Source organism: Kitasatospora sp. NPDC041988, from assembly GCF_055588525.1.
Window position 1 is genome coordinate 25511 of the sequence record NZ_JBVJCO010000008.1, and the last position, 13739, is coordinate 39249.

At 74.2% G+C, this 13739-nt stretch carries 6 protein-coding genes; 5 read left to right on the plus strand and 1 reads right to left on the minus strand.

What is annotated here, in order from left to right:
- The first annotated feature begins 175 nt into the window (after positions 1-175).
- From ACZ6NC_RS10545 to ACZ6NC_RS10555, 3 genes are all read left to right on the plus strand, one after another.
- A complete protein-coding gene (locus ACZ6NC_RS10545; RefSeq protein WP_465731059.1) occupies positions 176-5140 on the plus strand; it encodes an NAD-glutamate dehydrogenase in 4965 nt (1654 codons plus the stop codon).
- A gap of 230 nt (positions 5141-5370) precedes the next feature.
- Positions 5371-5925, plus strand: a complete 555-nt coding sequence (locus tag ACZ6NC_RS10550; RefSeq protein WP_465731061.1) for a hypothetical protein — start codon at positions 5371-5373, stop codon at positions 5923-5925.
- A gap of 95 nt (positions 5926-6020) precedes the next feature.
- Positions 6021-6833: a hypothetical protein gene (locus tag ACZ6NC_RS10555; protein ID WP_465731063.1), complete on the plus strand. Its 813-nt coding sequence runs from the start codon at positions 6021-6023 to the stop codon at positions 6831-6833.
- Positions 6834-7029: 196 nt separating this feature from the next.
- On the opposite strand, the gene ACZ6NC_RS10560 is transcribed toward ACZ6NC_RS10555, so the two are convergent.
- Entirely contained in the window at positions 7030-9915 is a 2886-nt protein-coding gene (locus ACZ6NC_RS10560) for an FtsK/SpoIIIE domain-containing protein (protein WP_465731065.1), read from the minus strand.
- Positions 9916-10341: 426 nt separating this feature from the next.
- On the opposite strand from ACZ6NC_RS10560, the gene ACZ6NC_RS10565 reads away from it, so the two are divergent.
- Positions 10342-12240, plus strand: a complete 1899-nt coding sequence (locus tag ACZ6NC_RS10565) for a serine/threonine-protein kinase (protein ID WP_465731067.1) — start codon at positions 10342-10344, stop codon at positions 12238-12240.
- Between the two features lie 213 nt (positions 12241-12453).
- Positions 12454-13710 (plus strand): serine/threonine-protein kinase, encoded by a 1257-nt coding sequence (locus ACZ6NC_RS10570; protein ID WP_465731069.1) that lies wholly within the window; start codon positions 12454-12456, stop codon positions 13708-13710.
- The last annotated feature ends 29 nt before the right edge of the window (positions 13711-13739 follow it).

Sequence of the window (13739 nt, forward strand, 5' to 3'; positions counted from 1 at the left end):
CTGGCGTCGTCGGGTGCTGCAGGCCGAACGTCTCGTCCTACCCGCTGCAGAGGTGTTTCATGCGTGCCATGAAGGCCTTTCAGTCGGTCGGTGCGGCAGGATTGCGGTGGACCCGGCGGTGCACATCCACACACCACCGAGTCACGCAACGGCGCGCGACAGGAGCCAAGAAGTCATGCAGACCAAGCTGGACGCAGCCAAGGCCGAACTGCTCACGAAGGCAGCAGCAGCCGCTGAGAACAGCCAGGTGGGGGGAGCGGCGCCGGGGGAGGGCCTGAGCAACGGCGCTCTGACCGCGTACCTGCACCACTACTACCTGCACACCGCGGCCGAGGACCTGGTGAACCGCGACCCGGTCGACGTGTACGGCGCGGCCGCCTCGCACTACCGGCTCGGGCTCAAGCGCCCGCAGGGCACCGCCGAGGTGCGGGTGCACACCCCCTCGGTGGAGGAGAACGGCTGGTCCTGCGGCCACACCGTGGTCGAGGTCGTCACCGACGACATGCCGTTCCTGGTCGACTCGGTCACCAACGAGCTGTCCCGCCAGGACCGCGCGATCCACATCGTGATCCACCCCCAGCTGGTCGTCCGCCGTGACATCACCGGCAAGCTGCTGGAGATCCTGGACATCGACGCCTGCGCCCGCAGCCAGGCCGCCGGTGCCGAGTGGCCCGCCGACGCCGTGGTCGAGTCGTGGATGCACGTCGAGATCGACCGCGAGACCGACCGCGAGGACCTCCGCGAGATCGAGACCAACCTGCGCCGCGTGCTCGGCGACGTCCGCGAGGTCGTCGAGGACTGGTCGAAGATGCGCGACTCCGCGCTCCGGCTCGCCGACGAGCTCGCCGAGGAGCCCCCGGCCCACCTGCCCGAGCAGGAGGTCGGCGAGGCCTGGGAGCTGATGCGCTGGCTCGCCGACGACCACTTCACCTTCCTCGGCTACCGCGAGTACGACCTGGTCGAGCACGAGGGCGAGGAGGTCCTGAAGGCCGTCGCCGGCACCGGCCTCGGCATCCTGCGCTCCGACCCGATCAGCCATGACGACGACCACCACCCGGTGAGCGAGGCCTTCGGCCGGCTCTCCGCGCCGGTCCGCGCCAAGGCGCACGAGAAGAAGCTGCTCGTCCTCACCAAGGCCAACAGCCGCGCCACCGTGCACCGCCCGGCCTACCTCGACTACGTCGGCGTGAAGAAGTTCGACGCCAACGGCGAGGTCATCGGCGAGCGCCGCTTCCTCGGCCTCTTCTCCGCCGCCGCCTACACCGAGTCGGTCAGCCGCATCCCCGTCGTCCGGCGCAAGGTCCAGGACGTCATCGCCAGCTCCGGCTTCTCCACCGAGAGCCACGACGGCCGCGACCTGCTGCAGATCCTGGAGACCTTCCCCCGGGACGAGATCTTCCAGACCCCGGCCGCCGAGCTGCTCCAGATCGCCACCAGCGTGCTCTACCTGCAGGAGCGCCGCCGACTGCGGCTGTTCCTGCGCCAGGACGAGTACGGGCGGTACTTCTCCGCGCTGGTCTACCTGCCGCGCGACCGCTACACCACCCGCATCCGGCTGCGCCTGATGGACATCCTGATGCAGGAGCTCAACGGCGCCTCGATCGACTACACGGTCTGGTCGACGGAGTCCGTGCTGACCCGTCTGCACTTCGTCGTCCGGGTCACCCCCGGCAGCGAGCTGCCGCACCTGACCGACGCCGAGGTCGAGCGGATCGAGGGCAAGCTCGCCGAGGCCGCCCGGTTCTGGATGGACGGCTTCAACGACCAGCTGCACCTGGAGCTGGGCGAGGAGCGGGCCGCCGAGCTGTCCCGCAAGTACGCCAACGCCTTCCCGGACGGCTACCGCGCCGACTTCACCGCGCGCACCGCCGTCGCCGACCTGAAGCAGATCGAGTCGCTGCACGGCGAGGGCGACTTCCGCCTGAACCTGTACCAGCCGGTCGGCGCGGGCGACGACGAGCGCCGCTTCAAGATCTACCGGGTCGGCGGCCCGATCTCGCTCACCGAGGTCCTGCCGGTCCTGCAGCGCCTGGGCGTCGAGGTGCTCGACGAGCACCCGTACGCGCTGACCCGCTCGGACCACACCACCGCCTGGGTGTACGACTTCGGCCTGCGGCTGCGCGAGGCCGTCGACCTGACCGACGAGGCGCGCGAGCGCTTCCAGGAGACCTTCGCCGCCACCTGGACCGGTCGGGCCGAGAACGACGGCTTCAACGAGCTGGTGCTGACCGCCGGGCTGACCTGGCGCCAGGCGATGATGCTCCGCGCGTACGCCAAGTACCTGCGCCAGGCGGGCTCCACGTTCTCCCAGGACTACATGGAGGACGCGCTCCGCAACAACACCCACACCACCCGCCTGCTGGTCAACCTCTTCGAGGCCCGGCTGAGCCCCAGTCACCAGCAGGGCTCCGCCGAGCTGACCGAGGGCATCGTGGAGGAGCTGTCCGGCGCGCTGGACGAGGTCGTCTCGCTGGACGAGGACCGCATCCTGCGTTCCTTCCTGCACCTCATCAAGGCCACCCTGCGAACCAACTTCTTCCAGCACGACGGCACCGGCGAGTGGCACTCCTACGTGTCGATGAAGTTCGACCCGAAGGCCATCCCGGACCTGCCGGCCCCGCGCCCGGCGTTCGAGATCTGGGTGTACTCGCCGCAGGTCGAGGGCGTGCACCTGCGCTTCGGCAAGGTCGCCCGCGGCGGCCTGCGCTGGTCCGACCGGCGTGAGGACTTCCGGACCGAGATCCTCGGCCTGGTCAAGGCGCAGATGGTGAAGAACACCGTCATCGTGCCGGTCGGCGCCAAGGGCGGCTTCGTCGCCAAGCAGCTGCCGGACCCGTCGGTGGACCGCGACGCCTGGCTGGCCGAGGGCATCTCGTCCTACAAGACGTTCATCTCGGCGCTGCTCGACATCACCGACAACCTGGTCGGCGGCGCGGTCGTGCACCCGGCCGACGTGGTCCGCCACGACGAGGACGACACCTACCTGGTCGTCGCCGCCGACAAGGGCACCGCGACCTTCTCCGACATCGCCAACGGTGTCGCCGAGTCGTACGGCTTCTGGCTGGGCGACGCGTTCGCCTCCGGCGGCTCGGCCGGCTACGACCACAAGGGCATGGGCATCACCGCCCGCGGCGCCTGGGAGTCGGTCAAGCGCAACTTCCGCGAGCTGGGCCACGACACCCAGACCCAGGACTTCACCGTCGTCGGCATCGGCGACATGTCCGGTGACGTCTTCGGAAACGGCATGCTGCTCAGCGAGCACATCCGCCTGGTCGCCGCCTTCGACCACCGGCACATCTTCCTCGACCCCAACCCGGACGCGGCCACCTCCTACGCCGAGCGCCGCCGCCTCTTCGAGCTGCCGCGCAGCTCCTGGGACGACTACGACAAGTCGCTGATCTCGGCGGGCGGCGGCGTCTTCCCGCGCGGCGCCAAGTCGATCCAGCTCAGCCCGCAGGTCCGGGCCGCGCTCGGCATCGAGGAGTCCCGGCTCACCCCGGCCGAGCTGATGAAGGCCGTCCTGCAGGCGCCCGTCGACCTGTTCTGGAACGGCGGCATCGGCACCTACATCAAGGCCTCGGCCGAGACCAACGCCGAGGTCGGCGACAAGGCCAACGACGCCATCCGGGTCAACGGCGAGCAGGTCCGGGCCCGGGTCATCGGCGAGGGCGGCAACCTCGGCTGCACCCAGCTCGGCCGCATCGAGTACGCGGCCACCGGCGGCCCCGAGGCCCCTTCGGTCGGTCAAGGGGGCGGCGGCTGGATCAACACCGACGCCATCGACAACTCGGCCGGCGTGGACACCTCGGACCACGAGGTCAACATCAAGATCCTGCTCAACCAGGTCGTCGCCGACGGCGACATGACGGTCAAGCAGCGCAACGCCCTGCTGGCCGAGATGACCGACGAGGTCGGCCACCTGGTGCTGCGCAACAACTACGCGCAGAACGTGGTGCTGGCCAACGCGGTCGCCCAGGCCGTCAGCATGGTCAACGTCCACTCCCGGATGATCAACCGCCTGGAGCGCGACGGCCGGCTCGACCGGGCGCTGGAGTTCCTGCCCACCGAGCGGCAGATCCGCGAGCGCCAGCAGAACGGCCGGGGCCTCTCCCAGCCCGAGCTGTCGGTGCTGCTCGCCTACACCAAGATCACGCTGGCCGACGAGCTGCTCGCCACCGAGCTGCCCGACGACCCGTTCTTCCGCACCGCGCTGCACGAGTACTTCCCGAGCGCGCTGCGGGCCAAGTTCGCCGACGCGATCGACAACCACGCGCTGCGCCGCGAGATCATCACCACGCTGATCGTCAACGACACGATCAACCGCGGTGGCTGCACCTTCGCCTTCCGGCTGAAGGAGGAGACCGGCGCCACGTACGAGGAGATCGCCCGGACGCACACCGCCGCGCGGGCCGTCTTCGGCCTGGAGGAGATCTGGTCCGAGATCGAGGGCCTGGACAACCAGGTCCCCGCCCGCGCCCAGACCAAGATGCGGCTGCACTCGCGCCGGCTCGTCGAGCGTGCCACCCGGTGGATGCTCAACAACCGCCGCCAGCCGCTCGACATCGCCGCCACCATCGAGTTCTTCCACGACCGGGTCAACCAGGTCTGGGGCTCGCTGCCCAAGCCGCTGCGCGGTGAGGACCTGGCCTGGTTCGAGTCGGTCTACAACGAGCTGGCCGCCGCCGGCGTCCCGGAGGCCCTGGCCAACCGGATCGCCGGTCTCTCCTCGACCTTCCCGACCCTGGACATCACCGAGGTCGCGGACCGGTCCGGCAAGGACGTCGCCGAGGTCGCCGAGCTGTACTACGACCTCGCCGACCGCCTCCAGATCACCCACCTGCTCGACCGCATCATCGAGCTGCCGCGCACCGACCGCTGGTCGTCGATGGCCCGCGCCGCCATCCGCGAGGACCTCTTCGCGGCCCACGCGGCCCTGACCGCCGACATCCTGGCCTGCGGCCCCGAGGGCGCCACCCCCGAGGAGCGGTACACCGCCTGGGCGGACCTCAACTCCACCCTGCTGAACCGCGCCAAGAGCACGCTCGACGACATAAGGGGTTCGGACAACTACGAGCTGTCCAGCCTGTCGGTGGCCATGCGCGTCATCCGCACCCTGCTCCGCACGGGGTCGATGCGCTGACGATCCGGAGTCGGTAACGGCGGGCCCGCGTCCTCGGACGCGGGCCCGTCCTCGTTGCTGCCGTGAACACGCCGCAGCCGATCGGGAACCGGCTGGCCCCTGCGGACAGCCGGAGGTCGTGGAACTGTCGATACGAGCCCGGGTGCGGGCGGGGGACCAGGAGGCGTTCGGCAGAGACGCTGGTGGCCGACTACCGGATTATTCTGTTGCTCCACCCGGAGGGGGAGCCCGTGGACGACCTGGACATCGAGTACGACCTGGAGTGGGAGCAGCTGCCGGAGCCGGCGGCCTCCGCCCGCGCACGCTTCGAGACCTGCGTGGAACGGCTCCCCGAATGCCCGCACGCACCGCACTGCAGGGCGGAGTACGAAGCACTCGTGCCCGACTACCGGATGACCCTCGACGACTACCAGATGGACGTCTGCCGCGAGGGCATGCGCCGCACCCGGATGAGCTACGAGGCCGACGAACCGGACTTCCCCGACTGGCCGTTCGGCGGCCTGGCGGACTGGTACGCCGCACCCCAGAGCGTCCGGGACGCCCACAACGAGGCGGACCGCGCCGCCCGGGCCCACCGCGTCTTCGGCATGGTGGGGATCCCCGAGTTCAAGGTGACGGAGGGCGGCCCCTGGCTGGTCGGGCCCGAGGAGATCGCCGAAGCCCTGGCCCGCTACGCCACCGCGCCCGCCGCCGTCCGCCGCGAGCTGGAGGCCGGCCCGATCTGGCCCCTCTGGCTCGACTGGCTCCAGGAGACGGCCCAGCACGGCGGCTTCCGGGTGGACTGACCGCCCTCCCTCGCCGGGCCGGGAGCCGGATGCGGGTCGCAGATCCGGCTTCGGTACGGTGGCCTGCGGAAACAGGGGGGATGATCATCATGGGAATGACGCGCACCGGGCGTCTGACGGTGACCGTGCTGACCGCCGCGCTGGTCGTGACCGGCGTGGCGGCCTGCGACAACAGGACCAAGACCGCCGTCGCTGCCACAGAAACGGCACCGGCCGTGAGCCCGCCCCCGGAGCCGTTCGGCACCGGCGGCTACAAGGGCCTGAAGCCCGGGATGACCAAGGAAGCGGCGCTGGCCACCGGCGCCCTGGAGACGGCCCCGGTGTCGCTGCTCAACGGCTGCACCGACTTCGTCTACAAGGGCGGCCCGGCGCCGGATCCGGCCCGGATGGCGGCCGAGGCGGACGCCCGCGCCAAGTCCGACGCGCTGATGGCCAAGCTGGATGAGATCAAGGCCAAGAGGAAGCCGACGGAGACGCTGCCGCCGGGTGCGTCGCTGAAGGAGATGCAGGAGTACTACAAGCGCCAGGCGGCCCGGCTCGACCAGGACGCCGCCGACATGAAGGAGGTGTCCGAGCTCTCCAAGTCGGCGAAGGCCCTCCAGACGGCCATCGAGACCCGGGACAGCACCTTCCTGACGACTGGCCGGGCCGGGTTCGGCACGGAGGGCCTGCGCGAACTCGTCGCCCCGGCCGGGACCAGGACCGCCGAGGGCATCGGCGCCGGCTCGACGGTGGAGGAGCTCAAGCAGGCCTACGACGGCAAGGGCCTCCAGCCGGGCAAGGACGGCAAGTTCGAGATGCCCGCCGAGGGCCGGCAGAGCAGCGAGGGCTGGGTGTACGAGTTCACCATGGACGGCGCGAAGGTCGCCGGCCTGGCCCTGGTCAAGCGCGGCACGTTCTGCTCCTGACCATCCGGAAGCCGTGCGGCGCCGTCCGGCCGGGCGGCCCCTGTGATCTCGCTGATCTCGCTGCTGGACGGCTGCATCGACTTCGCCTACAAGGGCGGTCCGGCGCCGGTTCGACGGTGGACGCGCTCAAGGACGTCCAAAATCGATGGCCCCGGACCGGTGCGAGCCGGTCCGGGGCCATCGGTCTGCCGGGGGGCTACCGCCCGGCGGCCCGCTGCAGGGCGCTGGCCAGCAGGGCGAGGTCGGTCGGCCCGTTGCCCAGTTCGCGGACCGGGCGGCGGGCGGGCGGGGCGCCGAGCTGGAGCGGGTCTATGGCGACGACGGTGGGCCGCAGGGTCGCGGTGCGCGGGATGCGGCCGCTGATCCGGGCGGTCTGGAACGCGGTGACGCCGCCGTCGGGCAGCCGCAGGTAGCCGCGGCCGGGGGTGTCCTCGGCGAGCGCGGCCGCGTCGCCGAGGTGGATGAGCAGGTCGGAGTCGGCCGGGTCGTCGGTGCGCAGGGCGATCCGGAGCAGGGCGGCCTCGTCGACCTCGGTGCCGGCGCTCTCCTCCGGGCGGCTGGTGGTGACGGCGAGGTGCACGCCGAGCGGGCCGCCGCGGCGGGCGACCGCGGCCAGTGCCCGGGCGAGCGGACGGCCGGCGGGGGAGGTGGGGGCGAGCAGGGCGTCGTAGTCGTCCACCACGACGACCAGCCGGGCCGGCACCGGTGCGGCGGCGGGGGCCGGCCGGGGGGAGTCGCCGCTGCGGGGCTGTACGACCCTGGGGACGGGTCCGGCGCCGGCCGCCCCGACCACGGCGGGCACCGGGACGGCCGGGCGGTCGTCCCCCTCCAGGCCCCGCTCTCCGCCAAGGCCCCGCTCTCCGCCAAGGCCCCGCTCTCCGTCAAGGCCCCGCTCTCCGTCAAGGATCCTGGCCGCGTGCCAGGAGGCGAAGTCCAGCCCGTCGAAGAGCCGCTCGCGCAGGGCGAGTTCGTCCTCCAGGGCCTCCGCGGCGAGCAGCGCGGCCCGCGGGTCGGTGGCGGCGTTCAGATGGCCGGTGACGTGCGGCAGTTCGGTGCAGCCGTCCAGGCCGTCCTCCGCCGCCCGGCCCTCGATGATCGTGACGGCCAGCCGCTCGGGCCGCTCGGAGACGGCGAGCGAGGCGACCAGGGTGCGCAGCAGCTCGGTCTTGCCGGAGCCGCGCGCGCCGCCGATGAGCAGGTGCGGGCCGCCCGGGTCGGGGGAGGGGAGGGTGAGCTCGGGGTCGGCCAGATCGAGGGTGCAGAGCTCGTCCCGGGTGGTGCCGAGCAGGCCCGTGGCGGCGCCGATGCCGCCGGCGTGCGCCGCCCAGCGGGCGGAGAGCTTGGCGGGGGTGACGGTGTCGAGCTGGAGCAGGTCGAGCAGGCGCAGCGCGTCGGGCAGCGGGCCGCGGGCGGCCGGGACGGCCTCGCGCAGCGGGGCGAGGACGCGAGCCAGCCGCTCGGCCCAGGCGTCGGAGACGGCGTCCAGCGAGACCTCGTGCAGGGTCTCGCGGCCGCGAGCGACGGGCCGGTCGAGGGAGAGCTGGGTGCCGACCTCGCCGGTGATCAGGGCGGTGGCGCCGAGGCCGCGCGGCAGCAGCTCGGGCTGCTCGGCGAGGCAGACCGGGAAGATGCCGACGGCCGGGCCCTGGCGCAGCAGCAGGTCGAGCGCCTGCCGGGCGGCCTCGGTGGCCGGGCGGCCGTCGACCACGACGACGGTGGCGGGGTGGCCGCCGAGGCCGGTCGGGCCGCTGAGCCGGGCGGTGAGCTCGGTGAGGCGGGCGGTGGCCTGGTCGTCGTCGAGCCCGATCAGCAGCCGGCAGTCCTGGCCGTCGGCGGGGCGCAGGTGCGGCAGCCAGAGCGCCCAGGCCCAGGTGTCGGCGCGGTCCTGCGCGGGCCGGGCCGGGTCGGCGTCCACCACGACGAGGCTGAGGCCGGTGGGCGGGTGCAGGGCGGCGAGCTGGGCGACGACGGCGCGGGCGAGCGCGTCGAGGCGCTCGCGCGGGCCGCTGAGGCCGAGGCTGCCGGCGGTCTGGAGGTCGAGGGTGACGGGGACGGCGGGCAGCACGGCGCCGGGGGTGGTGCCGGGGCCGCCGGGCCGGTCGGCGGTGCCGAGGCGCAGGGTGAGCGCGTCGGGGTGGCCGGGGCCGCGCTCCCAGAGCCGGGGGCCCGGGCCGAGGGCGTTGAGCAGCAGGGTGGCGAGGTCGGGCCAGCGCTCGCGCTGGGCGGCGGCCTGCCGGGTGCGGACGGCGGCGTGGTGGCGCTCGGCGCTCTCCTGGCCGGGCGGCTCCGCGGCGGCGCGGCCGAGCCGGAGCGAGAGCAGGCCGCGGGTGCGGCCGGCGGCGGGCTCGGGTGCGGCGGGCGGTTCGACCACGGGGGGCGAGGGGCGCAGCGGGGCGGGCGGGGCGAGCTGGAGGTGGCCGTGGCCGTCGGGGAGCGCCGAGCGGGCGGGCGCCCCGGATCCGTCCCGGAGATCCGGGGCGGCGACCTGGAGGGTGGACTCGCCGATCCGCAGCAGGCCGGTGCCGTCGAGCGGGACGGCCTCCTCGGCCGGGCCGGGCGGGACGATCCGGCCGTCCAGGGTGGTGCCGTTGGTGGAGCCGAGGTCGCGGACGGCGACCCGGCCGTCCTCGCCGAGGTGGAGGGCGAGGTGGAGCCGGGAGACGTCCGGGTCGTCGAGTGGGACGTGGGCCTCGCCGGAGCGGCCGACCCGGATCTCCCGGCCGTGCAGGCGGTGCACGCCGCCGGCGTCGGGGCCGCCGATCACCCGCAGTTCGGCGGCGGCCGGGCTGTCGTCGGGGTCGTCGGCGGTCGGGTCGGGCTCGTTGAGGCTGAGCACGGCGCCGTCGAGCAGCGGGGGGTGGCCGAGCAGGGTGTGCTCGTCCACCCGGTGTGCCCCGGCGTACAGGTGCACATGGGTGGCGGCCCGTGGGCCGCGCACGCCCACGGCGCCCGCCAGCGCGCCCGCGAGGGAGCCGAGCGCGGTGCCGACGGGCGCGGTGACCAGCACGTCCACGTAGGGGATGGCGGATCCGGCGGCGGCCGGTCCGCTGCGCGGTCGGAGGACGGTCAGCCGGATCTGCATCTCGCCCGCGGTCCCTTCTGCTGGTGCTGACGCCTGATGCCGACGCTTGCTGCCCGGGCTGTGCTGCCTGCCCGTGGGCGCCTGGCGCCCTGCGGGCCGCCGCGACGGCTTTGGGCCACAAGAGTGGCGAGTGTCATCCTGCCATCCGTCACCGACAGTCCGCGCACGGTACAGGATTTGACGATCTTGCGATCATCGCCATGGTGGGGGCGACGGGGAGTCAGGTCAACCGCCGCCCGCCGGGTCCCGGCCGCCGGCCTCCGGGACCCCCTTAGGGGATGTCCCGCAGACCCGCGCCGAACCCCTCGCCGGTCGCCTCAAAAACGTGAACGGACACCGTTAGAGTGGCCGGAACACGGGCCCGGCAGGCTCACCGCACCGGCGGAGGAGCGCCCCGCGCGGGCGGCACGGCGAGGAGTGCGACAGGTGCGGCCAGTCGGCAGCAAGTATCTGCTTGAGGAGACCCTCGGACGAGGGGCCACCGGCACCGTCTGGCGCGGACGGGTGCGCGCGGATGTCGCGGTGCCCGGCAGCGAGCCCGGGCAGCCGGTCGCGATCAAGGTGCTGCGCGAGGAGCTGGCGGCCGACCCGGACGTGGTGATGCGCTTCCTGCGCGAGCGCTCGCTGCTGCTGCGGCTGACCCACCCCAACATCGTCAAGGTCCGCGACCTGGTCGTCGAGGGCGAGCTGCTGGCCCTGGTGATGGACCTGGTCGAGGGCCCCGACCTGGCCCGCTACCTGCGCGGCAACGGCCCGTTCAGCCCGATCGCCGGCGCCCTGCTGATGGCCCAGGTCGCCGACGCGCTGGCGGCCAGCCACGCCGACGGCGTCGTCCACCGCGACCTCAAGCCCGCCAACGTGCTGCTCGCCTCCACCATGGTGGACGGCACCGAGCAGATGCACCCGATGCTGACCGACTTCGGCATCGCCCGGCTCGCCGACTCCCCGGGCATCACCCGGACCCACGAGTTCGTCGGCACCCCGGCCTACGTCGCGCCGGAGTCCGCCGAGGGCCGCCCGCAGACCTCCGCGGTGGACGTCTACGGCGCCGGGATCATGCTGTACGAGCTGGTCACCGGCCGGCAGCCGTTCCAGGGCGACGGCCCGCTGGCGATCCTCCAGGCGCACCTGGCCCAGGAGCCGCAGCGCCCGTCCACCATGCCGGACCCGCTCTGGACGGTGATCGAGCGCTGCCTGCGCAAGGACCCCGCGCAGCGGCCGAGCGCCGTCTCGCTGGCCCGCGCGCTGCGCGTGGTCGCGGCCGGGGTCGGGGTGCACGCCTCGCCGGTGGCGGTGGACGCGGCGCTCGCGGTCGGCGCGCTGCTGCTGCCGGACCCGCAGCCGGCCGCGGTGCCCTCCGCCGCTCCCGGCACCCTCGGCGGCGCGCCCGCCGAGGACCGTACCCAGGTGCTCCCGGCCGGCCCGGCCGCCCAGTCGGGCCAGCAGTACGACCCGGCCGCCGCGACCGCGGTGATGAGCACCCAGCCGCCGCCGGCCGCCCCGTACGGCGCCGCGGACCGTACCCAGGTGATGCCGCCCACGGCGCCGCCGGTCCCGCCCGGGCCGCCGCAGCCGGAGGCGCCGCACCCGTGGCAGACCCAGCTGCGCGCCGCCCGGGACCGCAACCAGCAGACCGAGATCGGTTACTACGACCCGGAGGACTTCGACGCCCCGCCGGTCGCCCCACCGCCCTTCCAGGCCGGGCAGGGCGGCCCGGCGGGCGGCCGCCCGCCTGGTCCGCAGGGTTACCAGCCGCAGCAGGCGCCGGGCGGCTACCGGCAGGCCCCGCCGCCCGGGTACGCCCAGCGCCCGCCGGTGGCCCCGCCGCCCTTCCAAGCCGGGCAGGGCGGCCAGCCGGCCCCCGGCGGCCGCCCGCAGCCGCCCGGCGGCTACAACCAGCCCCCGCAGCACGGCCGCCCGCCGCAGGGCTACCAGCCTCCGCAGCCGTACCGGCAGCCGCAGGGCCGCCCGCAGCAGCCGCCGGCCGGACCGCCGCAGGGCTACCAGCCCGCTCCGCCCGCCACGCCGCGCCGGGCCGAGCCGCCCGCGCCGCAGCACCGCGAGCCCCCGCAGCGCCGGGAGGCGCCGCCGCAGCCCGCCCGCCGGGAGCCGGCGCCCCGCGAGCCGCGCCGGCGTAGCCGCAACCGGATGTACATCCCGGGCCTCGGCTGCCTGAAGGGCTGTCTGATGGTCCTGCTGGTGCTGGCCGTGGCCGCGGTGGCGCTGTGGAACTTCACGCCGCTGCCGGAGTACTGGGCCAACGTCCAGGACTGGTTCAACAGCGCGAGCGACTGGGTGAGCAGCGTCCTCGGCTCGAACAAGTGACGGCCGGGGCCCGGTGCGGACGCCAGGCGCCGGGCCCGGCAGCGACATTGACGCTTTGTCGATAATTCACAACATTTCTCGCCCGTCAGTGCCCGCCGGACCCCCTCAGGCGGCCCGCGGAGGGGGTCCGGGCGCGTAGGTTGGTCGCTGTTGTCCCGCCCCATCGAGCGCACCGGACCCTCCCCGCGCGCTCCCGCCGCCCACGGAGCAGCATTGGCACGCAAGATCGGCAGCCGCTACACCGTCCACCAGGTGATCGGCCGGGGCTCGGCCGGGACGGTCTGGCTCGGCGAGGGGCCGGACGGCCCGGTGGCGGTCAAGCTGCTGCGCGAGGACCTGGCCGCCGACCAGGTGCTGGTCGGCCGCTTCGTCCAGGAGCGCGCCGCGCTGACCAGCCTCGACCACCCCCGGGTGGTCGGCGTGCGCGACATGGTCGTCGACGGCAGCGACCTCGCCCTGGTCATGGAGCTGGTCCAGGGCACCGACCTGCGCTCCCGGCTGGAACGCGACGGCGCGCTCGCCCCGCAGACCGCCGTCTCGGTCATCGCGGACGTCGCCGACGGCCTGGCCGCCGCGCACGCCGCCGGGATCGTCCACCGCGACGTCAAGCCCGAGAACGTCCTGCTCGACCTCGCCGCCGCCCCCGGCCCCGGCGGCGCCCCGCGCGCCAAGCTGACCGACTTCGGCGTGGCCCGTCTGGTCGACGCCCCCCGCCGCACCCGCGCCACCCGGATCATCGGCACCCCCGACTACCTCGCCCCCGAGATCATCGAGGGCCTGGAGCCGCGCGCCGCCGTCGACATCTACGCCCTCGCCACCGTGCTCTACGAGCTGCTGGCCGGCTCCACCCCGTTCGGCGGCGGCCACACCGGCGCGGTGCTGCGCCGCCACGTCACCGAACAGGTGCCGCCGATCCCCGGCCTGCCGGACGGCCTCTGGCGGATCATCTCCGAGTGCCTGGCCAAGGCCCCGGCCTCCCGGCTGCGCGCCGCCGAGCTGGCCGCGCGGCTGCGCGAGCAGCTGCCCGCCCTGACCGGGCTCCCGGTGCTGGCCCTCCCGCAGCAGGGTCGGCCCCCCGCCGAGGAGCTGCTGACCCCCGGCGAGGCCGTCTACGCCGAGGTGGACGCCGGCCCCGGCACCCACAAGCGCCGCCGCGGCCCGGCCGTCCCGCTGGTGCCGGGCGTCGCCCCGGACTCCACCCGGGACACCCACACCAGCCTGCGCCGCCCCTCCGCCCAGGAGCTGGCCTCCTACGCGGCCGAGTCCCGGGCCCAGCGCACCGCCCCCACGGCCCACCGCCGGGACCGCCAGGCGCTGCTGCGCCGCCGCCGGCTGCTGGCCGTCCTGCTGGCCACGGTCCTGCTGCTGGCCGGCGCCGCCGCCGCCTGGACCGCCTTCGCCGCCACCGCCCCGGACACCGGGAAGGCGCCCCGTCCGGTGGTCCACTCCGCACCGCAGCGGGCCCCGTAAGGGACCGCGGGCACCCGGTCGAAGGGCCG